The sequence below is a fragment of the Streptomyces aureus genome, assembly GCF_000725495.1.
GTDB lineage: Bacteria > Actinomycetota > Actinomycetes > Streptomycetales > Streptomycetaceae > Streptomyces > Streptomyces aureus_B.
This window is the reverse complement of the sequence record NZ_JNZD01000008.1, coordinates 20,420-46,623: the sequence shown is the minus strand read 5'-3', so window position 1 is coordinate 46,623 and position 26,204 is coordinate 20,420. Positions and strand designations below refer to the sequence as shown.

Below are 26,204 nucleotides of genomic sequence, written 5' to 3'. Positions count from 1 at the left end.
CGGCACCTGCGACGACGATGCCCCCGGCCTCTGGCCGGGGGCATCGTCATGTCCGCGTGGATCGCGTCGACCGGGTGGAGCGCGCCGGTCGCGGTGACCGGCGCGCCCGTCTCACGCCGTCGCCGAGCGGTACTTGCGGACGGCGAGCGTCCGGAAGATCACCACGATCAGGACCGAGTAGATCACCGAGGCCCACACGGGGTGCTGCATGGGCCAGGCGTCGGACGTCGACACCCCCGGGTTGGCGAACAGCACCCGGCACGCCTGGACAGTGGCGCTGAACGGGTTCCAGTCCGCGACGTGCCGCAGCCAGGGGGTCATGTTGCTGGTGTCCACGAACGCGTTCGAGATGAACGTGACCGGGAAGAGCCAGATCAGCCCGCCGGAGGTGGCCGCCTCGGGCGTCCGCACGGACAGACCGATGAGCGCGCCGATCCAGGTGAACGCGTACCCGAGCAGGAGCAGCAGCCCGAACGCGCCGATGACACGCAGCGCGTTGGTGCTGCCGTCCGAGCCGACCCGCCAGCCGACCATCAGGGCGACCGCCGCGAGGACCAGCAGGGTCAGCGCGGTCTGCACGAGGTCGGCCAGGGTGCGGCCGGTGAGCACCGCGCCCCGCGCCATGGGCAGCGACCGGAAGCGGTCGATGAGGCCCTTGTGCATGTCGTCGGCGATGCCCGCGCCGGCGCCCGCGGTGGCGAACGTGACCGTCTGGGCGAAGATGCCGGCCATCAGGAAGTTGGTGTAGGCGCTGGGGCTGGTACTGCCGCCGATCTTCATGGATCCGCCGAACACGTAGGTGAACAGCACCACGAACATGATCGGCTGGATCAGTCCGAAGATCACCATCTCGGGGATCCGGGACATTCTGATCAGGTTCCGCTTGGCGATGACCAACGAGTCCCGGATGGACTGGTACACCGGGTTCGAGGGTGCCGTGACCTGCACGGCGTCACTGACGGCGCTCACTTCACGGCCTCCTTCTTGCCCTTGCCCGGCTGCACCGCCGCGCCGTTCTCCTCGGGCTTCTCCTCGGCCACATGGCCGGTGAGCGAGAGGAAGACGTCGTCGAGGGTGGGACGGCGCAGACCGATGTCGTCGATCTCGATGCCGCGGGCGTCCAGCTCGCGGATCACCTCCGCGAGGAGCTTCGCGCCGCCGGTGACGGGCACGGTGAGCTTGCGGGTGTGCTCCTCGACCGTCGTCTCGCCCTTGCCGAAGCCGTGCAGCACCTCGGAGGCGGTCGCGATGTGCTCGCGCTCGTGCACGACGACCTCGACGCGCTCGCCGCCGGTCTGCGCCTTGAGCTCGTCGGCGGTGCCGCGGGCGATGACCCGGCCGTGGTCGACCACGCAGATGTCGTGCGCGAGGTGGTCGGCCTCCTCCAGATACTGCGTGGTCAGCAGCAGCGTCGTACCGCCGGAGACGAGCTGTTTGATCACGTCCCACAGCTGCTGGCGGTTGCGCGGGTCGAGGCCGGTGGTCGGCTCGTCCATGAACATCACCGGGGGCGACACGACCAGGGCCGCGGCCAGGTCGAGCCGGCGTCGCATACCGCCCGAGTACGTCTTCGCGGTGCGGTCGGCGGCGTCGGTGAGGTTGAACTGCTCCAGCAGCTCGTCGGCGCGGACCTTCGCGGCCTTCGCCCTCATCTGGTACAGCTGTCCGACCATCTGGAGGTTCTCGCGGCCGGTCAGGTATTCGTCGACCGCCGCGAACTGCCCGGAGAGGCCGACCCTGCGCCGTACCGCGTCGGGGTCCTTGAGCACGTCGACGCCCGCGACGACGGCCTTGCCGCTGTCGGGGCGCAACAGGGTCGTCAGACAGCGGACCGCGGTGGTCTTGCCCGCGCCGTTCGGCCCGAGCAGGCCGAGCACGGTGCCCTCCGGGACATCGAGGTCGACGCCGTCCAGAGCCCTTACGTCACCGAAGGTCTTCACCAAGCCTTCGGCGTAGATGGCGCCTGGCATGAGTGTTCTCCACGTCGTTGGGGATTTTTCGGTTGTACGCATGCCTGCGGATGTGCGCATGCTTGCGGATGTGCGTGTACTGGGGACTGGCACACGACGGAAAAGTCATCGGCGGGGCCCGTCGACACCGGTCCGGAGCCCCCACCGTAACGCGATGTATCGCGTCACTCAACGGATTTTCCCGGAGTGGCACGGCCGGGTCCGGCCGGGCGGCCGCCGACTCGGTCGATGGCCCACCGGCTCGGTCCACGACCCGGCGGTTCAGTCGATGACCGTGTACCCCGCCTCGCGCAGCGCCTGGTTCACCTCGGCGCAGTGCTCGTGGCCCTTCGTCTCCAGGTGCAGTTCGACCTCCACCTCGGTGAGCCCGAGCCGCGGGTCGGTGCGCACATGGCTCACGTCGAGGACGTTGGCGTCCGCCACCGACAGCACCCCGAGCAGGGTGGCCAGGGCGCCGGGCCGGTCGGTCAGCCGCAGCGTGACCGCCAGGTAGCGGCCGCCCGCCGCCATGCCGTGCCGCAGGATGCGCTGCATCAGGAGCGGGTCCACGTTCCCGCCCGACAGCAGCGCCACCACCGGGCCCTCGAAGGATCCCGGGTCGCTCAGCAGCGCCGCGACGGAGCTCGCGCCGGCCGGCTCGACGACCAGCTTGGCGCGCTCCAGGCACAGCAGCAGCGCGCTGGACAGGTCGTTCTCGGAGACCGTACGGACCTCGTCGACCAGTTCCTCGACCAGCCGGAACGGTACGTCGCCGGGACGGCCGACCCTGATGCCGTCGGCCATCGTGGCGGGGTTGTCGATCGACAGCGGCCGTCCGGCGGCGAGCGAGGGCGGGTACGCCGCCGCGCCCTCCGCCTGCACCCCGATGATCCGGATGTCCGGGCGCAGCGACTTCACCGCGAGGGCCACGCCCGCCGCGAGCCCGCCGCCGCCGATCCCCAGGACGATCGTGCGCGCCTCGGGGCACTGCTCCAGGATCTCCAGGCCCACCGTGCCCTGGCCCGCGATGATGTCGGGGTGGTCGAAGGGGTGGATGAACACGGCACCCGTGCGCCGCGCGTACTCCTGCGCGGCGGCCAGCGTCTCGTCGACCACCTGCCCGTGCAGCCTCACCTCGGCGCCGTACTCGCGGGTGGCCGCGACCTTCGGCAGCGGGGCGCCGTTCGGCATGAACACGGTGGACCGCACACCGAGCAGCGAGGACGCGAGCGCGACGCCCTGCGCGTGGTTGCCCGCGCTCGCCGCGACGACACCCGCGGCACGCTCCTCCGGAAGCAGGCCCGCGATCCTCACGTACGCGCCGCGCAGCTTGAACGAACCCGTCCGCTGGAGGTTCTCGCACTTGAACTGCACCGGCGCGCCCACCAGCCGGGACAGATACCTGCTGCCCTCCATCGCGGTCACCCGCGCGACCCCCGAGAGCATCTTCTGCGCGCCGCGCACGTCGTCCAGGGTCACACTGGGAAAGGAGTCAGCCGTGCTGTAGCTCATGACCACCAGTCTCGCAGTTCAGGCGGGCGCGCCCCGGTGGTGACCACCCTCCGAGACTCGGTTTGCGCAGCGCCGGTACGGCCCGCGCCCGGGCCGCGTACCCTGTCCCCCAACCCAGCTCCCCACGCATGAATTGAGCCCCCGGCCATGCCCACTACACCAGAGATGTCGATGGACATGACGACCGTCGGTGACACCGGTCTTCTCGAAGCCCTTCAGCACGAGGTCGCGGTCTTCGCGCGCCGCGCGGAACAGACCCGGCTCGGCGGGGTGGGGCAGGTGCGCAACTCCATGGACCGGGCCGCCTACCTGCTGCTCAACCGCCTGGACAAGGAAGGCCCGATGGGCGTCAAGGCGCTCGCGGCGAGCATGGGCATCGACTCCTCGACGGTCACCCGGCAGGTCGCCCCGCTGGTCGACACCGGACTCGTCAAGCGCACCTCGCACCCCGAGGACGGACGCGCCGTGGTGCTCCAGCTGTCCCCGCGCGGCCAGTCCCGGCTCGACGAAGTGCGCACGTCCCGGCGTCAGTTGATGGCCGAGCTGACACACGATTGGGCACCGGAGGAGCGCGAGGTGTTCTGCGCGCTCCTCACGCGCTTCAACGGCGCGCTCTCGGCCCGCCAGGCCACGGGGGGCATGCCGGCACCGGAGTCCGACCCGGCGTCCTGATCCGGCGCCCCGGCCCGGCGCGGGGTGGCGGTGCCGGACGGCGACCGGCGTTCCGGGCGGTTCGCATCCCGCGTTCCGTGGCCGCGTGGGCCTCACGTGCGCGTGCATGTGCTCCGGACTCTTGACCGGAAGGCGCCCTCTGGCCTCATATGAGACCGGGTCCTCGTCGTACGGGGTGCGACGGGTCGCACGCGACCGCGGGCCCGTTCTCAGGTCGCCCTCAGGCGGGAGGCAAGGTGCGAGAACGGCGTGCCTCCCAAGGCGTCCGCCGGGCCCGGGAGTTCGAGGCGTTCGTGGCGGGCGCGGCGGGACGGCTGCTGCACACCGCCACGCTGCTCACCGCGGAGCCCCGGGACGCCAGCCCGCGCGCGCGGCGGCTGCTGACCCTGACCCTCGCCCGTACGTACGCCTCCTGGGACCGGCTGCACGGCGAGGATCCGTACGACTGCGCGCGCCGGGAACTGGCCGCGCGCTTCCAGCGTTCCGCCTGGCACCAGTACGGCAGCTTCGGGCGCCGGCGCACCTCCCCGGACCACGTCCTGGCCCGGCTCACGCCCCAGGAACGGCTGATCCTCGTGCTGCGGCTGTACGAGGGGGTCGCCGAGGAGCAGACGGCGGCGCTGCTCGGGCTGCCCGCGGAACGGGTGCGCTCGATCTGCGCCCGCGCGATGGCGACCCTGCTGCATCCGCCGCGGGGGCCCGCTCCGGCCCCGTTGGAGGTGGCGCCGTCATGAACCTGCACGAGCGCGAGGCGGCCGTACGGCGCCTCCTGGAGCAGGAGCCGGCACCCGTGGTCCCGCCCGACCTGTACGCCGAGGTCGTCCGCCGCGGGAAGGGCATGCTGCGGCGCGGGAAGGCGGTGCGGCGGCTGCTGTGGCTGGTCCTGCTCGGCGCGGTCGTGGTGTTCACCGTCTGGGCGGCGACGGCCCGGCCGTGGGTGGAGCCGCCGTCGGAGACGACTCCCCCGCTGACGGGCTGGTGAACGGCCGCGGCGTGTGACCGCGGTCGCGCAGTGCCCGTGGGGACGGAGACCGCCGCCCGGTCCGTAGGCCCGTGGGCCCGTGGGCCCGGCCCATGGACGGGGCGGCTCTCCGTACTACCGGCCGTTCCTCCGGCCGCGCTCCTGACTGCTCTCCTGGCTAGCCCAGGGCCTGCTGCAGGTCCTCGAGGAGGTCGTCGATGTTCTCGATGCCCACGGAGATGCGGACCAGGTCGGCGGGGACCTCCAGCGCCGAACCGGCGACCGAGGCGTGCGTCATCCGTCCCGGGTGCTCGATCAGGGACTCCACGCCGCCCAGCGACTCACCGAGCGTGAACACCTTGGCGCGGTTGCAGACCTCGACGGCCGCCTCCTCGCCGCCCTCGACCTGGAAGGAGACCATGCCGCCGAACGCCCGCATCTGCTTGGCGGCGATCTCGTGACCGGGGTGCTCCGGGAGGCCCGGGTACAGGACGCGGGTCACGCGCGCGTGCCGCGTGAGCATCTCGGCGATCCGGCCCGCGTTCTCGCTGTGCCGGTCCATGCGCACGGAGAGCGTCTTCGTGCCGCGCAGCACCAGCCAGGAGTCGAAGGGCCCGGCGACCGCGCCCATCGCGTTCTGGTGGTACGCCAGCTCCTCGCCGAGCTCCTGGTCGCCGGTGATCAGGGCACCGCCCACGACGTCCGAGTGGCCGCCCATGTACTTGGTCAGGGAGTGCACGACGACGTCCGCGCCGAGCGCCAGCGGCTGCTGGAGGTAGGGGGTCGCGAAGGTGTTGTCGACGACGAGCCGGGCGCCCGCCTCCCGCGCGATCTGCGCGACCACGGCGATGTCCGTGATGCCGAGGAGGGGGTTGGAGGGCGTCTCGACCCAGACGACCTTGGTCTTCGGGGTCAGCGCGGCCCGTACCGACTCGGGGTCGCTGGTGTCGGCCACCGACCACTCCACGCCCCAGCGGGAGACGACCTTGGCGAAGAGCCGGAAGGTGCCGCCGTACGCGTCGTTGGGGATCACCACGTGGTCACCGGGGCTGAGCAGCGTACGCAACAGGCAGTCCTCGGCCGCCAGTCCCGACGCGAACGCGAGGCCGCGGCGACCGCCCTCGAGGGCCGCGAGGTTCTCTTCCAGGGCGGTCCTGGTGGGATTGGCGCTGCGGCTGTACTCGTAGCCGCCGCGCAGACCGCCGACGCCGTCCTGCTTGTAGGTCGAGACCTGGTAGATCGGCGGGACGACCGCTCCGGTGAGGGGGTCGGCGGTGTTGCCCGCGTGGATCGCGATCGTCTCGAAATGCTGACTGATGTGCCTGTCGCTCATGAGTCCCGAGCGTAGTGCTCCCCGGGAGCGGATGACGGCGTACGCGGGGGCGGCGGGGGGCGCTTCGCGCAGAGCGTGACCGGAAGGAACCGGACCGCAGCGGGACGGTCCCCTCGGGAGGCCGGGGCGGCCGGTCCGCGCGGGAGGCCGGAGCGGGCCTCGGTGCGCCGGGCGGGACCAGGTGGGACCTGGGTGGGACCGGGCGGGACCCCGGGGGCGGGGCCTCGGTGCGCCGGGCGGGACCGGGCGGGACCGGGCGGGACCAGGTGGGACCTGGGTGGGACCTGGGTGGGACCGGGCGGGACACCGGGGGCGGGGCCTCGGTGCGCCGGGCGGAACCGGGCGGGACCGGGCGGGCCCAGGTGGGACCTGGGTGGGACCTGGAGTGGGGCTTCGCCGAAGCGGACCGCACGGGTTCGTACGAGTCCGCGCGGGTTTCGCGCGGGTCCGTACAGTTCCGTTCGGGACCGGGTTGGCCAATTGTCGGACCCGTCTGGTTCGCTTGACCCATGGTGATTCTCTGGGTCCTGATGGCGCTGGCCATGTTCAGCATGGTCCTGCTTCCGGTGTTCCGGCGCAGGAGCACCGGTATACAGCTCGTCACGCCGGAGGACCCGGACGCCGCGGACCCGGCGGACTACGGCTTCCTGCGCCAGGAGGAGCTGGACATCCGCATGCCGGGCCCGGACGACGACCTGCTGAACGTCCTGGACGTGGTGCAGCGGACCCAGGACTACCGCGCGGCCTCGCAGCTGCTGGCCGGCACCGAGACCGAGGGCGAGACCCGCTGGCAGCGGGTGCAGGCCTTCGCGGGCGCCGCGTCGCTCGAGCTCCAGCAGCGCCCCGGCGGGGTCAGCGAGACGCCGGGCGGCCAGTGGCTGCGCGTGTGGCGGGCCGAGGCCCCCAAGGACGCGGGCGGCGCCGCGGTGCACGCCGAGTTCCTGGTGCAGCAGGCCTGGCGGACGTCGACTCCGGGGACGGACGACTTCCGGATCATCATGGAGGAGGCGCGGTCCGCGTGCGGTGACGCGGCGCTGCTGTCCCCGGGCGACCCGATCCCGTACATCATCGAGCTGTCGGTGGCCCGCGGACTCGGTTACGACCAGCCGGAGTTCGAGAAGCTCTGGCTGAAGATCCTGGACCGCGCGCCGTCCCACATGGGCGCGCACCTCGCGGCGCTGCACTACTGGTGCGAGAAGTGGCACGGCTCGCGGGAGACGGCGCAGGCGTTCGCGGAGGCCGCGGCGGCCCGCGCGCCGCAGGGGTCCCTCCTCGCGGCGATGCCGCTCTTCGCGGTCTTCGAGCACCTTCCCGAGGTGAACCTGGTCCGCAGCTTCTACCAGAGCGAGGTCGTCACCAAGGCGGTCCACGGCGCGCTGTACGCGGTCCACGCGGCCCGCCCCGACGACCCGATGCTCGCCCACGTCCGCCATCTGCTGGTCTGCTTCCTGGTCCGCGGCGAGCGCTGGTCCGAGGCGATGAACCAGCTCGTCCACGTGGACGGCCACGTCGGCGCCCTGCCCTGGACCCTGAGCGCCGACCCGGCCTCCGACTACGCGATATACCGCGCCCTCGCGGTCGCGGGCTACGAGGCGAACGGCGGAAGCCCGGCGACCCTGTCGCACTGACGCCCGCCACTGTGTCCGTTGAGAGATTCCTCGTCGAGCCGGGGCCGCTGCGGTCCCTCTACGGCCGCGTCCCGGAACTGATCGGTGTTCGGATCCGATCGGTCAATCTGAATGGGCGGGGTCCCGCGGTGACGCTACGGGTAGACCTGCCGTCCTTTCCCGCAAGGGCTCCTCAGGAATGGACCGACGCGGGCCTGGACACCGTGCAGTGCCAACTCCGGTTCACGGCGGTGGAGGGAATCTCCCTCTCTGATTGGAGTCCACCGGCGTTCGGCAGCATCGAGGCCCTTCCGTGGCGGACAGAACGACATATCCGGGTAACCGCTGGGGGCGAAGGACTGTCACTGGCCTTCACCTGCAGCGATTCCGTACGCGTCGCCCACGTGAGCGCCTTCAGGATCACGGAGAACGGATCCGACGACGGCGCCCATCTGTTCATGAGCAGGCTCGACGCCCGACGGCACAGCTCTCTGCCCTGCACCGAGGACAGGACGTTCTATGAGCGCTGACTGGACGCGCCTCCTCGCATCCCCCGGATACCTGGGGGCCCTGTACGACGGCACCCCACCGCCGGCCGGCTCATGCGATCCCTTCTACGTGCACATCGACGAACGCGGAACGTCGGTGACCCTCGGGTTCGACACGCGGATCCTGCCGGTGAACGCCCCCGTGGAATGGCACGAGAAGGGGTTCAACGCCTTCGAGTTCCACCTCGTCTTCGAAGGAGTGGAAGGGCTCCGGGTGACCGGCTGGGACTCCGCTGCCGCCAAAGACATCGGTATGACCACCCGCGAGGGAGCCTTCGAGATCGCCCTCGGACCGACCGAGTCGGGAATCGCGTTCCGCGCCTCCACGGCTCGACTGGCCAGGGCCCGCGCATACCTCGCCTCGGACAGCGTCTGAGGCTTCGCGCGTTCGGCGTCGTGAACGTCCGGCTTCGTGAACGCCCAGCAGAGCCCTCACTCAGGCCGCCAAATGCTCCAACCGGTCCGATGCCAGCGGGTACGGCCGCTCTTCTGTCAACAGCGCGACGACCCGCCCGAGTTCATCGGCCCGGACCAGGGAGTGGATCTCGTGGGCGAGCGGCGTCACATCGCTGATGGACACGATCCACTCGTTCGCGTAACGCGCCGACGCCTCGCCCGAGAGACCCAGCCGCAGCAGTACATCATCCACAGACAACTGGGCTTGATCCACGTCAAGGCGTGTTCACAGACCTTTTCGCGTGATGGCGTCCAGGGCTCCGTACGCCTCCGTAGAGTCCCCACTCATCCAGGCCGGAGTAGATCAACATGGTGCGGCAGGAGGGGGCCGAGAGAGACTCGGCTTCTCCCGCGTACAGGGCGACCAAGGAATCGTTGCCCCTCCACCAGGTGTCTGTCATTCCCTTGACCTCTTCGACCGGCTCGAAGCCGTCCAGAGCGACCTCATCGACGCGATCGCCGGTAATTCTGGTGATCTGCTGCGCCGACATCGACGCATGGTGGGCGAGCGCGACGGACTCCACCCATCCCTCGACGGTTCGGTGCAGGGGCGTCCAGCGATAGCCGTACAGCCCGAACTCCCCACCCGGTCCGATCATGAACGAGTAGGGGATTGCCGTCCGGTGGGTTCCTGCCGGGTGTAGCCACCCCTCCTCCGGCGAACCCTCTGGAAGGTCGGAGTCCAGATACTTGGGTCCACCGTCGTAGTGCGGAGCCGGAGGCAGTACGAGACCTCCCCAACGCTCCTGGTACTCCTCCACACGGTCGATCTCCACCGACGGGACGCCGAGCGCACGCCACTGCTCCGCAAGCGGGCCGACCGGCGACACATCGACTCTGACGCCGTGCGCGGTGACGAACGACCGCGCCCGACGCGTCAGTCCATCGAGTACGGCATTGCTGAGACGTCGCTCCATGTGTCGAACGCTACTTGCCCCGCAAGGACAACTGCCTGCCGCCCGCGGCCGGCTTGCTTCGCTGGATCGGGCAGCGAGGCGAAAATCGGTGGTCACCTGAGCCGGCCGAGCCCACGCTGTACGCCATGGAAGAACCGCACCGTCAGATCCGCGCGCTCCACACGGACTCCACGATCACCGTCTACCAGGCGTACCGCCCGGAGATCGGCGGACCAGCCGCCCGCAAGGGCCGTTTCCCCGCCGCGTGGAAGCCTGACCGCATGACGTGGATCAAGCCCAGTTTTCTGTGGATGATGTACCGCTGCGGCTGGGGCATGAAGGAGGGGCAGGAGACCGTCCTCGCCGTCGAGATCACTCGCGACGGCTTCGACTGGGCGCTGCGCAACGCGTGCCTGTCGCACTACGTCCGGGGACTGCATCCCGACCGCGCCAGCTGGCAGCGTGACCTCAAGCGCGCGCCAGCCCGCGTCCAGTGGGACCCCGAACGCGATCTGCACCTGCGTCCCCTGCCGTACCGATCGCTGCAACTGGGGCTCTCAGGTGAGGCGTCGGCGCGCTACGCGAACGAGTGGATCGTGTCCATCAGCGACGTGACCCCGCTCGCCCACGAGATCCACGCGCTTGTCAGGGACGGCGAACTGGACGCAGCGACCCGACTGCTCCCCCAGGAGCAGGAGTACCCCGCCGGCGAAGAGCTCCTGGCCCACCTGAGTTCCTGACGGGCAACAGGGGCACAACCGCCGGGACCACCCACGGGCCGCATCGCGGCAAAGGTCTGCGAACACTGCTTGATGATCCGAGTCAAGCCGCGTTCACAGACGGGCGGCTGCCACCAGCAGTATCTTGACCGCAACATCAAGGACCACGGTGAACCTGCATTTCCGGGCTGATCAGCGTGGCTCCAACCAAGGGGTGAGTTTCGCCATCGACCCTGCTCTCCTGGCGGCTCTGTGGAGGGAACGACATCCGTCAGGCCCTCCCGTCGCTCACACGTTCCGCACCAGGTACGCGGATCGCTGGGTTCGTTTCCACAGCCTCCCCGGTTCGAAGCGCTACCCGGAGTCCGAGGACGAGTACGCGATCGTGCTGGACCGGTACAACGCGATCCTGGACAAGTTGTTCACGGGCACGGACGTGTTCGTGGTGACCATGGACTGGTCGGACACACCGACCGGGCCCGCGGGCTACCCGACCCCACGACCGATGCTGCACCCGGACGGCATCCACTGGTGGACCGAGTCGGACCAGGACGACCCCGACCCGGAGTTCCATTCCCACACACGGCTGTACGCCGATCGGCGCCGGTGGAGCCGCGGCTGCATCGACGGACTGTTGCGAGCCGTCGCGGACGAGGCGCTCGTCGAAGTCTTCATCGCCGACACGGAACTGCGACGCATCCACCACCCCTACGACGGCGGCGCAGACGTCATCCTCGCCACGTCTCCGGAACGTGATGGTGTGCGGGCCCAACACGCGGACTGGCTTTCCAGCCACCCGGCCGGTCTCTGAGAGCCGGGCGACCCCCTTTCCCCGTTCGGCCGCGCAGGAGTCGGTGACCGCTGCTTGATGACTCACGTCAAGCAGCGGTCACAGTCGTGTCTGCTGCCGACGCGCCTCGCGGGATCAATGATGTGATGGGTGACCGCGTGGCACTGCCGGCCGGTACGGCCCTGGAGGCTTCATGCGGCCGGTCCGCACGCCGTCATGCGGAAGCCACCACCTCGCCGGCCATGACCTGGGGAGGGTTGGGGAGCAGTGACGCAAGGTTGTCCCGCACGAAGTCCGCGGCCCTAAAGATCGATTCCTCGGCACCGGCCTGGTCCTGGAAGACGCTGGTCGAGACCATCACTCCGTCCCCGGCATCGATCCAGTAGTAGGCCACGAAGCCGGGGACCCGGCGCATGAGTGCCACGAACCCCTCGTTCACGAGACGTGCCGCCTCGGCCGAATCGGTCACCCCTTCGTACCGCCGGACTGCTGCGTACATCGACAAGCTCCTCACGGCGTTCCGGGTTCGTTCTCTGCGGAGACGTCGTACCCCTGCGGCGGCTGCCTGGCTCATGAGACGTCCGGCAGTCACCTGAAGGGCCGCCTCGGGTGATCCGAACGGCGGCCGCCGGCCCGGACACACGACCCTGCGCATGTCTGCCACGAGACGGCATCGGCGTACAGCGTGAGTCTGCCAACCCGGATGACCAACGATTTTCGCCCGCTCAGCGGCGAACGGCCGGTGGAAAAACGTGGGGCGGTTCTCGCCGGTCTTGAGGCAGAGCTGCGGCTGGTGCTCGAAGCGCACGTCAGTAGCGAAGGCGTGCCCTGTCCCCGTAGATGCGCAGGATGCAGCCCTTGAAGCAGGTCAGAGGCGAACCCCCGTCCGAAGGATGCAGGGTCAGCCCGAGGTCCATCAGAGGACGGATTGCCTCCGCGTTCCTGCTCCCGTCAGGGTCAGGTCCTTGTACGGCCGCCCACGCCTCGAACAGTTCCCTGACCGCCTCCCAGCCAGGTCCGGACACGAAGTGGCACAGGAAGGTCGGCTGGTCGACCCCGTACTGACGAAGCTCACCGACCCGAACGTCTCCGCGCATGAGCCACCACGTCGTCACGCTGCCTCCCCCTTGGCACAGGACGGTTGAAGGTCGGTGCAGGTCCAACGAACACGGCTTGGCATGGATCGTCGTGCAGCGTTCACAGCCCTCGGAAGCCTCAGTGTGCGGGCCGATCCGTCGGGGCACCAGGCTCGTCCCCGTGGTTCACGTGGCCGGGTCGGCAGACGCGTTGTCAGTTGCCGTGCTCACCGTGCCGTCGTGCCTGGAGCGCCGCGAAGTGATCAGTGCTTCGGCCCACTCGGGTGAATGGGCGCGGTGTGCCGCTTCCCTGATCTGCTCCTCGCTCATGACTGAGACGAGCTGATGCGACTCGTGCATGCCGTCTCCGTTGCCGACCTGGAGCATCGTCAAGAACCACATCAGGGAGCGAACCGCGTCCTTGTCCGTACCGATCGCGTCCCGGTAACGGACACCGGTGGCGAGCATCGAGGGGCCGTGTCCGCCTTCTGCCGCCCGCTCGTACCAGGTCAGTGCATCGGCCTCACGGCCGATCTCGCTGAACCAGTCCCCGAGTACGCCGGCGGCCTCCGGCACGCCGTCCTCCGCTGCCGTCATCAGCAACGACATCACCTCTTGCGCACCCATGCGATCCACCGCCCTGCCCGTGAGGTGCATCATCGCCAGGTTGAACAATGCGTGGCTGTCACCTGCCTCGGCCGCCGAGGCGAGGAGCCGCTCCGCGCGCTCCGGATCGGCCTTCGTACCGCGCCCCGTCATCAAGAGGTGGGCCAGAGCGCGCCGCCCCGTGGGATGCCCCTGCTCGGCCGCGAGGCTGAAGTGCCGGAACGCCACCACAGCGTCTCCGTCGTACTCCAGCGCGATGACGCCCAACACGCTTCGCGCTTCCAGCTCCCCCGCGTCCGCCAGCGCGGCAAGTGGCCCTCGCAGCTCCTCGAGCCGCGCCTTCGCGTCACGATCCCCCAGCTGAGCGGCGCCCAAGGCTCGTTGAGCACGGCTGATGACGTCGATCGAAGGCACGGATTCCGAAGACATCTACTTCCCCCACGAGCGGTGACAGCGACAGCGAAGAGGAACCGTAACAACCGCGGTCAAGGACAGTGAAGTTGCCAGACCTCAGGACCGGGAGCCCTTCCGCAGGTCGACGGATGCCGCCGGGCTTCGTTCCTTCCGCCGCGGCCCTGCATGGGAGACTCTGCGGTCAACCCGCCCCGTGGAAAGGTGTGTTCGTCGTGTCGGACCTTGCGCCCGTGCCGGTTCATCTCGACAAGGTGGTGGAGGGGCTCGCGGGGAATCCTGGGCTGCCGCCTGAGCTCGTTCGGCGGCTCTTCGGGTGGCGCGGGGGGTTCGGTGACGTCGCCAGGCGGGCGGATCTCACCGACGACATGATCGCCGAGATCATCGGCATCGACGATCACTGGCTCACGCATTCCCTCGCGCTCAATCCCCGCCTCCCGCACGCCTTCCGGATGACGCTCGCGGACCACCCCGACCCGGGGGTGCGCGCGGCCCTGGTGGTCGGTGCGGACGACGGAGCGCGGGAGCTGTTCGAGCGGCTGATGGGCGACGGCGACGCGGGGGTGCGGGAGCACTTGGCGCAGAAAGAGCAGGTGCCGGCGGATCTGCGTGGCCGGCTGGCCACCGACCCGGACCCGAAGGTGCGGGTGGCGCTCGCCCAGTGGTGGGCGGGGGCCCCGGAAGCCGTGCGGCGGCCGCTGCTGACGGATCCCGAGGACGCGGTGCGCGCGGCGGCCTGCGCGACCTACTACCGGCGGCTTCCCCATCCCGTTCCGCCCGCCGACCTGCTCCCGGCGCTGCTCGCCGACCCGGTCACGCGCGCCGGCGCGGTACGCCACTGCGCGCTGGACGCCGACACCGCAAGTCGGCTGGCCGACGATCCGGACCCCGAGGTGCGCAAGGAACTCGCCGGACACCCCGACCTCCCGCCGCCGCTGCGCGACCTGCTCGCCGCGGATCCCGACCTGCGCGTCGCGCTCCACGTCTTCGCCCGCGAGGACACTCCCGAGCCGGCCCGCGCCGCGATCCACGCACGGATCGTCTCCGACGCGCCCCTGGCCGACCCGCTCGCCGACCTGGGCGTCGAGGACGACGACATCCTGGAACCGGAACTCACGAGGGTGCTCGCGCGCATGGAGCTCCGGATGCTGCGGCTCCCGTGGGTGACCGCCGATCCCTTGCCGTACGCGGACTCCCCCTACACCTGCTTCCGCGCCTCGGCCGCGATGTCCGACAGCCTCCCCGCGCCGGTCGTGGCCCGGCTGCTCGACGACGCCGAGAGCACCGTCGGCACGACGATGGCCCGGCATGCCCCCGGCCGGGTCGACCCCGCCACCGCCGAGCGCATCGACCGCGGCTACCGCCCGGTGAAGCGGACCCACTGGCGCCCCGCCGACGACCTCCCCCTCCCGGCGGACGTCCTCCGGCGTCTGGCGACCGATCCCGACCCGAGGATGCGGCAGCTCGCCCCGCGCGACCCGGACCTGCCGGCGGAACTCGTCCGTCGCCTGGCCGCCGATCCCGATGAAGGGGTGCGCCGCGCGATCGCGGCCCATCCCCGGCTCCCGGCCGATGAGTTGACCCGCTTGCTGGCCGACCCGGCGGAATGGGTCGCGAACGCCGCGGCCGCCAACCCCGGCCTGCCGCCCCGGGACATGCACAGGATCCTCGCCCTGGCGGACCTGTGACACCGGCCCGCGCGCCCGGAGCGACGGACCGGACGGGGCGACCCGCCTTTTAGAGGAAGTTCTCGCCGGGGGCGGCGGTGCAGGGGAGGAGACAGATCTCCGGATACCCGGGCGACGGGTCGAGGTGGTTCACACGGAGCTCCCCAGGGCGCCTCACGGAGCCCCACAGGGCGCCTCACGGAGCCCCGCACGGCGCTTCACAGAGCTCCTCATCGCGCTTCACGGGGCTTCACACGGCGATTCACGCGGCCTCGCGCGTCCCAAGGGCGTCCCAGGCACGCCCGTCTTCGCAGGTCGTCGGGGGTGGGATCGTTCCAGCGTCCCGGGTCGGGCGGTGGGTGTTGTCCCGGGCCCGTCATGCGGCCGATGCTCTGGGTGTCGCACCGGTTGGAGCCGTCGACCGCGCCGCACCACCGCGGCGCACCGGCTCACCCGTCCCTCGGACACCCGCCGTTTCGGGCACCCGGGATGCGCGTACGACCTCATGCCGATCAGTCAGAAAAGGAACACACAGATGAACGTGAAGTCCCTCATGGGCCGTCGTGCGGCCGTCGCCGCCGGTCTCGTCCTGGCCCTCGCCGGCGGTGTCTCGGCCCAGGCCTCGGCCGCCGGAACGGGTGCCCTCGGCGGGAAGGCCAAGGCCAAGGCCGCCATCGCCACCTGCTCCCAGACGGAGCTCGGTGTGTCCTCCGTGAAGGAGCGGGACGCCCGCCACCTCCTCCTCACCGTCCAGAACGCCAGCGACAAGAAGTGCAACCTCTACCGCTACCCGCTCGTGCGGATCGGCGCCGGCACCCGGAACACTCCCGTGATCAAGGACAGCAACGGGACCCCGGGTGAGCCCGTCACCCTCGCCCCGGGCCAGGAGGCGTACGCCGCGCTGCTCGTCAACAGCGGCGGCACCGACGAGTACAAGGCGAAGAACGTCACGCTCAAGCTCCAGGGCAGCACGGCCGGCAGCACCGCGGGCGGCCCGATCGACGTGCCCCTGCCCGTCAGCACCCTGTACGCGAACGACGGTCAGCTCGTCACCTACTGGACGACCGCGTCCGGCTACGCGCTGGACTTCATCATGTCGAAGTGACGGACCACGGTCGTGCGAGCGTCCCGGCCACCCGCGCCGGCCCGCTCGCACGACCGACCCGTCCCGCCGCCACTCCAGCGCCCCATCGCGCACGAGAACCCCGGCCGTACGGGGCGGACGACCAGAACCCCACGGACCGGGATCAGAGCGCCCCCGCGACCCCCACCACCCCACCGACCAGTGCGCTGACCAGCATCGCGGCGAACAGCGCGCCGAGCAGGAGCAGCAGCTTCCGGGACAGGTCGCTCGAGCCGCCCTCGGCGCTCGCGACCGTCGCGCCGAGGACCAGCACCGCCAGACCGAACAGGCACACCGCCAGCCATCCCGACACGGCGCCCGGGCCCGTCAGCTCGTAGCTGCCGGAGGCCGTACGCCGGACCGCGACCGTGTCGCCGACGGTCAGGCGGTGGTCGACGGTGGCGTCGGGGCGCACCACCGTTCCGTCGTTCGAGCGGAAGACCCCGTGACAGTGCGGATAGCGGTGGCCTCCGGTGGTGCTCCAGGTGCAGGACGAGACCTCCAGGTGCCCGGACGTGCCCGCCAGGCCCGTGGTGTACGCGAGATGCGTCACCCCGAGCCAGGTGACGGCGACGCCCGCGGCGAACAGCCCGGCGACGACCAGGAGCCGGCTCCCGGTCGGCATCCGTGCCCGGAGCCGTTCCCGCCGGCTCGTCCGTCCGCTCGTCCGTCCGCTCATCCGTCCCCCGCGTCCCAGCACGGCACGGCACCGCTCCGCAGCACGGCACCACACCGCTTCCGGTCCCCCGACGTACAGCAGACACCCGAGCGCACCGGAAGGTTGCCGCCGGGGCCGTACGGGGTCCGGGTACGGCGGACGGAACCCGGGTCCCCGTGCGCCGGGCGGTTGCCGCCGGTGCGGTCCCGGGATCGCGCGGACGGCCCCGGCCCATGGCTCCGATCGAGTGGACTTGCCGGAACGCTGATCGGACCGGCGTCCCCGTCGCGGACGCGGATGGTGGTCTTGCCGTCTGTTCCCCTCGTCCCGTGTTCCCGCGTCCCCATCATCCGGGCCCGGACCTGGACCTGATCTGGAAGAGGCGCCCTCCATGCGACGTACCCCCTCCCGCCGTCCGTTCGCCGCGGCGCTGCTCGCGGCGTCCGTGCTGGCCCCGATCACGGCGGTCCCCGCCGGAGCCGTCCCCGTGGATGGCGCGGGCCGCGCCCGGGTCACGGACACGGGCGGATACGGCAAGGACACCAAGGACGGCGACGCGCGCGACAGTCTGGACCCCCGGCTGAGCGCCCGGCTGGACAAGGCGATCGCGGACGTCCGCCGGCAGGCGAACATCCCCGGGGTCGTCGTCGGGCTGTGGATGCCCGGCAAGGGGAACTACGTCCGGGCGACCGGTGTCGCGAACACCGCCACCCACAAGCCGATGGCCGTCGACTCCTACGTACGGATCGGCAGCGAGACCAAGACGTTCACGGTCACCGCGCTGCTCGAACTCGTGGACCGGCACCGGGTCCGGCTGGACGACCCGATCTCCCGCTACGTCCCCGGCGTACCGAACGGCCGGAACATCACCCTGCGCCAGCTCGCCGAGATGCGCAGCGGACTGTTCCCGTACACCTCCGACGCGGACTTCCAGCACGACCTGCTGAGCGACCCGCAGCGGTCCTTCACCCCGCGGGAACTGCTCGCGTACGGCTTCAAGCACCGGAACACCTTCGCGCCCGGCGCGCAGTTCGAGTACTGCAACTCCAATCTCGTCCTGCTGGGCCTGGTCGTCGAGAAGGCCGGCGGGCAGGGGCTCCGGGACTTCATCCACCGGCGGGTCCTGCGTCCCGCCGGGCTGCGGCACACGCTGTTCCCGAAGGGGGCCGAGTTCCCGCAGCCGCACCCGCACGGCTACACCGACCAGACCCTGACCGGCGCCGTCGCGGACGCCACGAACTGGAACCCGAGCTGGGCCTGGGCGGCCGGGGCGATGATCTCGAACCTGCGCGACCTGCGGCACTGGGCGAAGACCGTCGCCACCGGCACCCTGCTCAGCCCCGGGACCCAGGCGCAGCGGCTGAAGACGCTGCCGACCGGCTTCCCGGGGCTGTCGTACGGCCTCGGGATCTTCGACGCCAACGGCTGGATCGGGCACAACGGCTCCCTGCCGGGGTACGAGACCGTCACCGTCTATCTGCCCTCGAAGAAGGCCACCCTGGTCATCATGATCAACACCGACATCACGGTGCAGGGCCAGGAGCCGTCCACGCTGGTCGCCAACGCCGTCACCAAGATCGTCACCCCGGACAACGTCTACGCCGGGGCCGAGGTCGGTCGCTGACATGAGGGTGCCCCGCGGTCGTAGGACCGCGGGGCACCCTCATGTCCTGTGTGTCACGGAAAACCGGACCGGACGGGGCGACCGGCCGGCCGGCCGGCCGGCCGGCTACAGCGTGGCCGTGTCGATCACGAAGCGGTAGCGGACGTCGCTGGCCAGCACCCGCTCGTACGCCTCGTTGATCTGGGAGGCCTCGATCAGCTCGATCTCGGCGCCGAAGCCGTGCTCGGCGCAGAAGTCCAGCATCTCCTGGGTCTCGCGGATGCCGCCGATGCCGGAGCCCGCGAGGGTCTTGCGGCCGCCGATCACCGAGAACAGGTTCAGGCGGACCGGCTCCTCGGGCGCGCCCACGTTCACGAACGCGCCGTCCGTGCGCAGCAGGGCGAGGTAGGCGTCCAGGTCGAGCGGCGCGGAGACGGTGGACAGGATCAGGTCGAACGTGCCGCGCAGCGCCTTGAAGGTCTCCGGGTCGCTGGTGGCGTGGTAGTGGTCGGCGCCCAGCTTCAGGCCGTCGTCCTGCTTGCGCAGCGACTGGGAGAGGACCGTGACCTCGGCGCCGAGCGCGTGGGCGATCTTGACGGCCATGTGGCCGAGGCCGCCCATGCCGAGGACCGCGACCTTCTTGCCGGGGCCGGCGTTCCAGTGCTTGAGCGGGGAGTACGTGGTGATGCCGGCGCAGAGCAGCGGGGCGGCCACGTCGAGGGAGAGGCCGTCGGGGATGCGCAGGGTGTAGTTCTCGTCGACGACGATCTTCTCGGAGTAGCCGCCGTAGGTGGGCTCGCCGTCCTTGCCGACGGAGTTGTACGTGCCGACGCCGCCGCCGGTGCAGTACTGCTCCAGGCCGGCGCGGCAGTTGTCGCACTCGCGGCAGGAGTCGACCAGGCAGCCGACGCCCACGCGGTCGCCGACCTTGAACTTGGTGACGGCCGAGCCGACCGCGGAGACGATGCCGGCGATCTCGTGGCCCGGCACCATCGGGAAGGCGGCCTTCCCCCAGCCCTCGCGGGCCTGGTGGATGTCGGAGTGGCAGATGCCCGCGAACTTGATGTCGATCAGGACGTCGTGCTCCCTGACCTCGCGCCGCTCGATGGTGGTGCGCTCCAGCGGAGCCTTGGCGGCGGGCGCGGCGTACGCAACGACAGTGGTCATGCCGGGGTTCTCCTCGGGAGGGTGGTGTCCGTGCCCGGCCGTGTTTCCCGGGCACGGCGTCCAGCCTGCCCGATCCCCCGCGGTTCACCCAGACCACGGTTCTGCGTACGTTCGCCGGTCCTACCACTGACGGGGTCAGGCTCACCGGCGTACGACCCGTTGATACTGGAGGTATGGACGAGCAGACCTCCGCAGGGCCCGCCGGTGAGGCGGCCCACCCCCTCGACCGGCGCGCCGAGCTGAGCGAGTTCCTGCGCAGCCGCCGCGCCCGGCTGAAGCCGGAGGACGTCGGGATGCCCGATTTCGGGCGGCACCGGCGGGTGCCCGGGCTGCGCCGCGAGGAGCTGGCCCAGCTGGCCGGGGTGTCGGTCGCGTACTACACGCGCCTGGAGCAGGGGCACGGACGCAATGTGTCGGCGGAGGTGCTGGACGCGATCGCGCGGGCGCTGCGACTGACGGACGCCGAGCACAACCACCTCACGCACCTCGCGAAGCCCAAGCAGCACAAGAAGAAGCAGGCGGGCCGGCCGCAGCAGGTGCGCGGTTCGCTGCGCCAGCTGCTCGACACGCTCGACGGCGTCCCGGCGTACATCACCGGGCGGCGCTCCGACGTGCTCGTCTGGAACCGGATGGCCGCGGCCGTCTTCGGGGACTGGTCGGAGCTGCCGCCGCAGGAGCGGAACTGGGCGCGGATGGTCTTCCTGCGGCCGGAGTACCGGGACCTGTTCGTGGAGTGGGAGCAGAAGGCGATCGACATCGTGTGCCTGCTGCGCATGGACGCGGGCTGCCATCCGGACGATCCGCGGCTGTCCGCGCTGGTCGGGGAGCTGTCGGTGAAGAGCGAGGACTTCCGGCGGCTGTGGGCGACGCACGACGTGAAGGAGAAGAGCCACGGGGTGAAGCAGCTGCGGCACCCGCTGGTGGGCGACCTGGCGCTGCAGTTCGAGTCGTTCCGGCTGATCGGCGACAGTGAACTGGCGCTGGTCACGTACCACGCGGAGCCGGGGTCGGCCTCGGCCGAGGCGCTGCGGCTGCTGGCGTCGTGGGGCACGGACGCGACCCGCGCGGGCTCGTCCGCACCCCGGTGACCCCTCGGGCCCCCGCCCGCGCGGGCCGGTCCGCAGCCCGGTGACCTCGGATCCCCCGCCCCGCGGGCTCGTCCGCACCCCGGTGACCATTCGTCCCCGGACCCCGGCTCACGGCTGGTAGGGCGGTGCCGCTCCCCACGTCCACTTCGGTACGGGCTGCTCGGCCGGGGGTGTCGCGTCCGGGCCGGAGAAGTGCACGGCGAGCCGCGTGCCCCACTCCGCGTAGGCGAGGAAGGCGGAGCGGAACTCGGCGTCGGTGGGCAGTCCCGCGTCGTCGGCGGAGTCCTGGAGCAGATTGACCCAGCGGCGGCGCTGCGGTTCGGTGATGCCCTTGCCCAGGTGTTTGGCGACCATGTGGCCGTGGCCGCCCTGGGTCTCGGAGTACGCGGGCGGGCCGCCGAAGACCTCGCCGAGCCAGAGGGCGACATGGGCCGCGTGTTCGGGCGCGAGGCCGGCGAACAGCGGCGCGAGGAGGTCGTCCTTGAGGACCTTGTCGTAGAACGCCTCGGTGAGGCGGGCGAAGGCCTCGGCGCCGCCCGCCCAGGCGTAGAGGGTGGGGACGGAGGCGCCCTGGCCCCGCACCGACGTGGGCTTGTAGTGGCGCATCTCCTCGATGTTCGGGATGTACGGGCGGATCTCGGCGAGGAAGTCCGGGAAGAGCTCGGAGGTGCGGAAGCCCTCGATGTGGTCCTCGGTCGAGGTCCAGGTGATCCTCAGGACGTAGTGCTCGAAGTCCTCCTCGCAGCGCGCGAGTTCGTAGTCGACGCACTGCGGGGCGGCGGCGAGCTGGACGGACGCGCGGGTGTAGGCGGCCAGGAACTCGGCCGACCGTTCCTCGGGGATGCGGTACCGGATGTATTCGACTGTCGAGACGGTCATGACCCCACACAAACACGGAAGGGCCACCGGAGGCTCGCTCTCCGGTGGCCCTTTCGCTGCGGGCTCATTCCCGTGCCGTCACCCGGGCCCGCTGCCGTGCGCTCGCCGCGGGAGAGGGGTACTACGCCCCCGCGTTCTCCTTGACGGTGATCTTCCCCTTGCGAATCGTCGCGAGGCGCGGGGCCTTCTTCGCGATCGCGGAGTCGTGGGTGACCATGATGAAGGTCAGCCCGTGCTCCTTCCACATGGCTTCGAGCACGTCCATGATCTCGTCGCGCATGGACTCGTCGAGGTTGCCGGTGGGCTCGTCGGCGAGCAGCACCTTGGGCTGCTTGACCAGGGCCCGGGCGATCGCGACGCGCTGCTGCTGGCCGCCCGACAGCTCGGCGGGCAGATGCCCGAGCCGTTCGGCGAGCCCCACGGACTCCAGGGCCGCGGCGGCCCGCTCACGTCGTTCCTTCGCCTTGACCCGCAGGGGTACGAGCGCGGTCTCGACGTTCTCCTGGGCGGTGAGCGTGGGGATCAGGTTGAAGCTCTGGAAGACGAAGCCGATGTTCTCGCTGCGCACCTTGGTGAGCTTCGCCTCGGACAGCTTCGCCATGTCGACACCGTCGAGTTCGACGCTGCCCGCGGTGGGACGGTCGAGCCCGCCGAGCATCTGGAGCAGGGTGGACTTGCCGCCGCCGGTGGGACCCTGGATGACGAGCCGGTCGCCGTCGCCGATCGTCAGGTCGATCCCGGCGAGCGCGTTGATCGATTCCTTGCCCCGCATATAGCGCTTGGTGACGCCTCTGAGTTCGTACATGGTGTTACTCCTGGGATACGTAAGTACGTAAGGGGCGGGGCTTATTCGACGCGGCGCAGGGCGTCGGCGGGACGCAGCCGGGAGGCGCGCCAGCCGCCGAAGGCACCGGCGATCAGACCGCCGGCCACGGCCAGGCCCACCGCGATGACGATGGTGTTGACGCTGACGGGCGCGGTGAGCGCGACGTCGAGGGCCTTGGAGGCGCTCTGGCGCGCCGGGCCGCCGAAGCCGCCACCGCCGCCGCCCGGGCCGCCACGGCCCGCGCTCGCCACCTCTGCCGTGAGGCTGGGGCTGATCTCGGTGACGACGTAGGCGCCCGCGAGGCCGAGGGCGATACCGAGGACGCCGCCGACCAGACCGTTGACGATGGCCTCGCCGACCACCTGGCGGGTCACCCGGCCCGACTTCCAGCCGAGCGCCTTGAGGGTGCCGAACTCGCGCACGCGGCGGGAGACGGCGGAGGAGGTCAGCAGACCGGCGACCAGGAACGCGGCCACGAGCACCGCGATCGACAGCCACTTGCCTACGTTCGAGGCGAGGTTGGAGGCGGTGGACAGGGAGCCGGAGACCGTGTCCGCGAGGTCGGCGGAGGTGGTGACCGTCGTGCCCGAGATGTTCTTCTGGATGGTGCTCTTGACGCTGGCGATCTGCTGCGAGTCCGAGGCCTTGACGTAGATCGTCGTGACCTTGTTCTTGGAGTCGCTGAGCGTCTGCGCCTGCTGCAGCGGGATGTAGAGGTTGGCCGCCGCGTCGCCGCTGTCGGGGGTCGCGATGCCGATGATCTTGAACTTGACGCCCTTGACGGTGACGGTGCCACCGAGCTTGAGCTTCTTCTCCTTGGCGTACGACTTGTCCGCGACGACGACCTTGGCGTTCGTCTCGGAGGTCTTGAACGTACGACCGCTGGTGATCTTCGACGAGGTCAGCGGGCCCAGGGCCGGCTTGGTGACGTCGGTGCCGTAGACCGAGTAGTTGTTGACGTCGAAGTTGGCGCCGCCGCCCTCGACGCGGCCCTGCGGGGACTGCTGGGCGCCGGGGCCGCCCTGCCGGTTGCCGCCGCCGCTGTTCGGGTCCTGCTTGAACTGGCCGCGCGTGAACTGGCCGTTGATGCGGATGACCTGGAGGCTCAGTCCGCCGACGGAGTCCGCGACGCCCTTCTGCGCGTCGACCTTGGAGACGGTCGAGGAGGCCAGGGTCTGGAAGCCCTGGACCATGACGCGGTCGCTGCTCTGTTCCTTGTCGGAATCGCTGTCCTTCGCGTCGAAGTTGAAGCGGGGGCGGTCGCTGGTGCTCTGCGCGGCGGCGGCCTTGGTGACCGTCATGTCGGTGCCCAGCCCGTACAGCGACTGGAGCACCTTGCCCTGGGCCTTCTCCATGCCCGAGGACACGGAACTGACCACGATGACCAGGGCGATGCCCAGGGCGAGCCCGGAGGCGACGACGAGGGCCGCCTTTCTGCGGCGGCGCAGTTCGCGCCTCAGGTAGGTGAAGAACATGGGCCGCAAGCTAGTTGCGGCGTGTGATGAAGGAATAAGGCCAAAATAAGAGAAGCATGAGAAGGCTGTGGCCGGGCCCTCAAGGGCTTGGCAGCGGGCCCTCAGGGGCTTGGGAACGGGCCCTCAAGGGCTTGGGAACGGGCCCTCAAGGGCTTGGGAACGGGCGATGCGGCGGTGGCCCGTGGGGGCCACCGCCGCATCGGTGTTGGTTCTCCGTACCGGGCCCGAGGGCCCCGGCTTCGGGATCAGACGGCCGAACCGGCCTTCCACGCCGCCCAGTCCAGGTTCCAGCCGTTGAGGCCGTTGTCCGGGGCGATGGTCTTGTCGCCGGTGTTCTTGACGACCACCACGTCACCGATCAGCGAGTGGGCGAAGAACCACGCGGCGGGCGTGTTGGGGTCGTCGGCGCCCTTCGTGTCGGACAGACCGACACAGCCGTGGCTGGTGTTGACGGAGCCGAAGATGGACTTCGCGCCCCAGTAGTTGCCGTGGATGAAGGTGCCGGAGTTCGACAGACGCATCGCGTGCGGCACGTCCTTGATGTCGTACTCGCCCTTGCCGTCGTCGTTCGTGAAGCCGACGGTCGAGCCGTCCATCCGGGTCTCCTTGAACTTCTCGGAGATCACCATCTGGCCCTGGTACGTGGTGTGGTCCGGAGCGCCCGCGGAGATCGGGATGGTCTTGACGACCTTGCCGTCCTGGGTGACCGTCATCGTCTTGGTCTTGGCGTCGACGGTGGAGACCTGGTTGCGGCCGATCTTGAAGGTGACCGTCTTCTGCTGGACGCCGTAGACACCGCTCGCGCCCTGGACCCCGTCGAGGTTCAGCTTGAGGGTGACGGTGGAGCCGCCGGTCCAGTAGTTCTCCGGGCGGAAGTCCAGGCGGTTGGCGTTGAACCAGTGGCCGACGACCTCCTGGCCGCTGCTGGAGGAGACGGTGATCCCCTTCTGCACCGCGGCCTTGTTCGTGATCGCCTTGTCGAAGTTGATCGAGACCGGCATGCCGACGCCGACGGTGGAACCGTCCTCGGGCGTGAAGTTGCCGATGAAGCTGTTGGCCGGGGAGACCGTGGTGAAGGACGCGTTCTCGTGGGCCGTGCGGCCGTCGGAGTCGGCGGCCTCGGCGGCGATCTTGTACGTGGTGGCGCGCTCCAGCCGGTTCAGCGGCTTCCAGCTCTTCTTGTCCGCCGATATCTGACCGGCGACGGCCGTGCCGGTCGCGGTCTTCATCGTGACGGACGTGAGCGAGCCCTTGGTGACCGTGACGGCGGTGCCGTTGTTGATCGAGGCGTTGTCGGAGCCGTCCTTGGGCGTGATCTTGATCTGGGCCTCGGACGTCTTCTTGGCCGCCGCCTCGTCGACCTTGGCCTGCGACGTGGGGTCGCCACCGTCCGTGGCATCGGTCTTGCCGCCGCCCCCGCTGCACGCAGAGAGCACCAGCACCCCGCCGAGCAGTGCGGACGCGGTCATCAGACGCTTGCGCCGCTTACTGATCGTCATCACACGCTTCTCCATCGTCGCCGATTCCCGAAAAGGACCACGGCAGTCCCGTAACCAATGTCAACGCCGCAACCGGTCCACCCCGTTCCACTTCACGTGGAAGTGTGGCCCATGCCACGTCCACCACGCCCGGCCGACAGAAACCCGGGTGCGATGCGAAGGGGTGCTGCGGAGGCGGCTCGTGCCCTGCCCGGGACCACGAGCCCCGGACGGCTGTCGCCGGCCGGGGTCAGGTCACTCCCGGAACGGTCAGCCGCGCACGTCTTCCTCGTCGTCCTCGTCAGCATCATCCTCGTCCATGTCCCAATCCGGCGAATCGGGATCGTACTCAACGGGCTCGCTGCTCCAGGAGGCTTGCGCGAGTTCGACCCCGGGCACCTCGCTGACCAGGTCGAACGGATCGACGAGATACGCGAGGGCCTCCGCCGTGTCTTCCGTCACTGCGCCCTCGGCATGGGCTCTTTCGTCGGCCGGCATCTCCGCGTCCTCGCCGATCCGGGCCAGCGCGGCCCGTGTGACGGCGTCCTCGTCGTCGATCTCCAGCACGAGTTCGACCCGAAGCCGGACAAACCGTGAAGTCTCAGGGGTGCTCATGGGAGGGAGCGTACGGCCCGTGGCATGCGCGACTTTCCCACGACCCGCGCCTTTCATTAGCATCGCCCCACACGGCCAATTCGCAAGCG

The 26,204-nt window shown here is 70.3% G+C and carries 29 protein-coding genes and 1 pseudogene; 13 read left to right on the top strand and 17 right to left on the bottom strand.

The features are described 5' to 3' along the window. Window positions 1–111: 111 nt before the first annotated feature. The 3 genes from IO36_RS15940 to ilvA all read right to left on the bottom strand — a co-directional run bounded on the left by IO36_RS15940 (window position 112) and on the right by ilvA (window position 3,461). On the bottom strand, window positions 112–969 hold the full coding sequence (locus IO36_RS15940) for an ABC transporter permease (RefSeq protein ID WP_037620573.1): 858 nt from the start codon (window positions 967–969) through the stop codon (window positions 112–114). Further along, window positions 966–1,970, bottom strand: a complete 1,005-nt coding sequence (locus IO36_RS15935) for a daunorubicin resistance protein DrrA family ABC transporter ATP-binding protein (RefSeq protein ID WP_037620571.1) — start codon at window positions 1,968–1,970, stop codon at window positions 966–968. The genes IO36_RS15940 and IO36_RS15935 overlap by 4 nt, the downstream gene beginning before the upstream one ends. A 261-nt stretch (window positions 1,971–2,231) precedes the next feature. After that, on the bottom strand, window positions 2,232–3,461 hold the full coding sequence (ilvA, locus tag IO36_RS15930; protein ID WP_037620737.1) for a threonine ammonia-lyase: 1,230 nt from the start codon (window positions 3,459–3,461) through the stop codon (window positions 2,232–2,234). A 165-nt stretch (window positions 3,462–3,626) separates the two neighbouring features. On the opposite strand from ilvA, the gene IO36_RS15925 reads away from it, so the two are divergent. The 3 genes from IO36_RS15925 (at window position 3,627) to IO36_RS48185 (ending at window position 5,115) form a co-directional block, all read left to right on the top strand. Further along, complete coding sequence (locus IO36_RS15925; RefSeq protein WP_209441217.1) at window positions 3,627–4,133, top strand: MarR family winged helix-turn-helix transcriptional regulator; 507 nt, start codon at window positions 3,627–3,629, stop codon at window positions 4,131–4,133. Window positions 4,134–4,369: 236 nt separating this feature from the next. After that, window positions 4,370–4,867 (top strand): sigma factor-like helix-turn-helix DNA-binding protein, encoded by a 498-nt coding sequence (locus IO36_RS48190; protein ID WP_037620569.1) that lies wholly within the window; start codon window positions 4,370–4,372, stop codon window positions 4,865–4,867. Continuing rightward, window positions 4,864–5,115 (top strand): hypothetical protein, encoded by a 252-nt coding sequence (locus IO36_RS48185; protein WP_037620568.1) that lies wholly within the window; start codon window positions 4,864–4,866, stop codon window positions 5,113–5,115. Before IO36_RS48190 ends, IO36_RS48185 begins: the two co-directional genes overlap by 4 nt. A gap of 157 nt (window positions 5,116–5,272) precedes the next feature. Here IO36_RS48185 and IO36_RS15910 read toward each other — a convergent pair whose 3' ends face one another. Further along, window positions 5,273–6,427, bottom strand: coding sequence for a cystathionine gamma-synthase (locus IO36_RS15910; protein ID WP_037620566.1), 1,155 nt, complete (start codon window positions 6,425–6,427; stop codon window positions 5,273–5,275). A 509-nt stretch (window positions 6,428–6,936) separates the two neighbouring features. On the opposite strand from IO36_RS15910, the gene IO36_RS15905 reads away from it, so the two are divergent. From IO36_RS15905 to IO36_RS15895, 4 genes and pseudogenes are all read left to right on the top strand, one after another. Continuing rightward, window positions 6,937–8,055, top strand: coding sequence for a hypothetical protein (locus IO36_RS15905; protein WP_037620564.1), 1,119 nt, complete (start codon window positions 6,937–6,939; stop codon window positions 8,053–8,055). Window positions 8,056–8,066: 11 nt separating this feature from the next. Continuing rightward, window positions 8,067–8,372 (top strand): annotated as a pseudogene (locus IO36_RS48180) (Imm50 family immunity protein); the annotation flags it as partial. 66 nt (window positions 8,373–8,438) lie between these two features. Beyond that, window positions 8,439–8,564 carry a hypothetical protein gene (locus tag IO36_RS48940; RefSeq protein WP_280923729.1) on the top strand — a complete coding sequence of 42 codons (126 nt, stop codon included), beginning with the start codon at window positions 8,439–8,441 and terminating at the stop codon, window positions 8,562–8,564. Continuing rightward, a complete protein-coding gene (locus IO36_RS15895) occupies window positions 8,554–8,958 on the top strand; it encodes an Imm50 family immunity protein (protein ID WP_037620559.1) in 405 nt (134 codons plus the stop codon). Before IO36_RS48940 ends, IO36_RS15895 begins: the two co-directional genes overlap by 11 nt. A 60-nt stretch (window positions 8,959–9,018) precedes the next feature. On the opposite strand, the gene IO36_RS15890 is transcribed toward IO36_RS15895, so the two are convergent. Genes IO36_RS15890 through IO36_RS15885 form a run of 3 tightly spaced genes read right to left on the bottom strand, consistent with a single transcriptional unit; the run spans window position 9,019 to window position 9,955 of the window. Then, window positions 9,019–9,162, bottom strand: coding sequence for a hypothetical protein (locus IO36_RS15890; protein ID WP_425535537.1), 144 nt, complete (start codon window positions 9,160–9,162; stop codon window positions 9,019–9,021). Then, window positions 9,144–9,323: a DUF4291 family protein gene (locus IO36_RS48175; protein WP_245173316.1), complete on the bottom strand. Its 180-nt coding sequence runs from the start codon at window positions 9,321–9,323 to the stop codon at window positions 9,144–9,146. Before IO36_RS48175 ends, IO36_RS15890 begins: the two co-directional genes overlap by 19 nt. Next, window positions 9,254–9,955: a hypothetical protein gene (locus tag IO36_RS15885; protein ID WP_037620558.1), complete on the bottom strand. Its 702-nt coding sequence runs from the start codon at window positions 9,953–9,955 to the stop codon at window positions 9,254–9,256. Before IO36_RS15885 ends, IO36_RS48175 begins: the two co-directional genes overlap by 70 nt. Window positions 9,956–10,080: 125 nt before the next feature. Between IO36_RS15885 and IO36_RS15880 the strand changes: the two genes are divergently transcribed. Both IO36_RS15880 and IO36_RS15875 read left to right on the top strand, forming a co-directional pair. Further along, the gene (locus tag IO36_RS15880; RefSeq protein WP_037620556.1) at window positions 10,081–10,674 is read left to right on the top strand and encodes a DUF4291 domain-containing protein; all 594 of its coding nucleotides are present in this window, start codon (window positions 10,081–10,083) and stop codon (window positions 10,672–10,674) included. A gap of 148 nt (window positions 10,675–10,822) precedes the next feature. Beyond that, complete coding sequence (locus tag IO36_RS15875; protein ID WP_425535536.1) at window positions 10,823–11,464, top strand: DUF3885 domain-containing protein; 642 nt, start codon at window positions 10,823–10,825, stop codon at window positions 11,462–11,464. Window positions 11,465–11,657: 193 nt separating this feature from the next. On the opposite strand, the gene IO36_RS15870 is transcribed toward IO36_RS15875, so the two are convergent. From IO36_RS15870 to IO36_RS43140, 3 genes are all read right to left on the bottom strand, one after another. After that, entirely contained in the window at window positions 11,658–11,942 is a 285-nt protein-coding gene (locus IO36_RS15870) for a hypothetical protein (protein WP_037620550.1), read from the bottom strand. A 310-nt stretch (window positions 11,943–12,252) separates the two neighbouring features. Further along, window positions 12,253–12,558 carry a hypothetical protein gene (locus tag IO36_RS15865; protein ID WP_245173312.1) on the bottom strand — a complete coding sequence of 102 codons (306 nt, stop codon included), beginning with the start codon at window positions 12,556–12,558 and terminating at the stop codon, window positions 12,253–12,255. Window positions 12,559–12,705: 147 nt separating this feature from the next. Next, a complete protein-coding gene (locus tag IO36_RS43140; RefSeq protein WP_051900557.1) occupies window positions 12,706–13,554 on the bottom strand; it encodes a tetratricopeptide repeat protein in 849 nt (282 codons plus the stop codon). 197 nt (window positions 13,555–13,751) lie between these two features. On the opposite strand from IO36_RS43140, the gene IO36_RS15850 reads away from it, so the two are divergent. Then, complete coding sequence (locus IO36_RS15850; RefSeq protein ID WP_037620726.1) at window positions 13,752–15,224, top strand: hypothetical protein; 1,473 nt, start codon at window positions 13,752–13,754, stop codon at window positions 15,222–15,224. Between the two features lie 514 nt (window positions 15,225–15,738). Further along, on the top strand, window positions 15,739–16,308 hold the full coding sequence (locus IO36_RS15845) for a DUF4232 domain-containing protein (RefSeq protein WP_037620548.1): 570 nt from the start codon (window positions 15,739–15,741) through the stop codon (window positions 16,306–16,308). A 142-nt stretch (window positions 16,309–16,450) separates the two neighbouring features. Here the strand turns inward: IO36_RS15845 and IO36_RS15840 are convergent, their stop codons facing one another. Further along, entirely contained in the window at window positions 16,451–16,951 is a 501-nt protein-coding gene (locus tag IO36_RS15840) for a hypothetical protein (RefSeq protein WP_037620546.1), read from the bottom strand. Window positions 16,952–17,375: 424 nt separating this feature from the next. Between IO36_RS15840 and IO36_RS15835 the strand changes: the two genes are divergently transcribed. Further along, complete coding sequence (locus tag IO36_RS15835) at window positions 17,376–18,608, top strand: serine hydrolase domain-containing protein (RefSeq protein ID WP_037620545.1); 1,233 nt, start codon at window positions 17,376–17,378, stop codon at window positions 18,606–18,608. Window positions 18,609–18,713: 105 nt separating this feature from the next. On the opposite strand, the gene IO36_RS15830 is transcribed toward IO36_RS15835, so the two are convergent. Continuing rightward, a complete protein-coding gene (locus IO36_RS15830) occupies window positions 18,714–19,754 on the bottom strand; it encodes an NAD(P)-dependent alcohol dehydrogenase (protein WP_037620542.1) in 1,041 nt (346 codons plus the stop codon). Window positions 19,755–19,927: 173 nt separating this feature from the next. Here IO36_RS15830 and IO36_RS15825 point away from each other — a divergent pair, with 173 nt between their 5' ends. After that, a complete protein-coding gene (locus IO36_RS15825; RefSeq protein ID WP_037620540.1) occupies window positions 19,928–20,842 on the top strand; it encodes a helix-turn-helix domain-containing protein in 915 nt (304 codons plus the stop codon). Between the two features lie 108 nt (window positions 20,843–20,950). Here the strand turns inward: IO36_RS15825 and IO36_RS15820 are convergent, their stop codons facing one another. The 5 genes from IO36_RS15820 to IO36_RS15800 all read right to left on the bottom strand — a co-directional run bounded on the left by IO36_RS15820 (window position 20,951) and on the right by IO36_RS15800 (window position 26,115). Beyond that, window positions 20,951–21,721: a group II truncated hemoglobin gene (locus IO36_RS15820; protein ID WP_037620538.1), complete on the bottom strand. Its 771-nt coding sequence runs from the start codon at window positions 21,719–21,721 to the stop codon at window positions 20,951–20,953. A gap of 121 nt (window positions 21,722–21,842) precedes the next feature. Further along, complete coding sequence (locus tag IO36_RS15815) at window positions 21,843–22,526, bottom strand: ABC transporter ATP-binding protein (protein ID WP_037620535.1); 684 nt, start codon at window positions 22,524–22,526, stop codon at window positions 21,843–21,845. Window positions 22,527–22,567: 41 nt separating this feature from the next. Further along, a complete protein-coding gene (locus tag IO36_RS15810; protein ID WP_037620532.1) occupies window positions 22,568–24,022 on the bottom strand; it encodes an ABC transporter permease in 1,455 nt (484 codons plus the stop codon). Window positions 24,023–24,267: 245 nt separating this feature from the next. Next, complete coding sequence (locus tag IO36_RS15805; protein ID WP_037620531.1) at window positions 24,268–25,536, bottom strand: L,D-transpeptidase; 1,269 nt, start codon at window positions 25,534–25,536, stop codon at window positions 24,268–24,270. Between the two features lie 234 nt (window positions 25,537–25,770). Beyond that, complete coding sequence (locus IO36_RS15800) at window positions 25,771–26,115, bottom strand: hypothetical protein (RefSeq protein WP_037620529.1); 345 nt, start codon at window positions 26,113–26,115, stop codon at window positions 25,771–25,773. Window positions 26,116–26,204 lie beyond the last annotated feature (89 nt).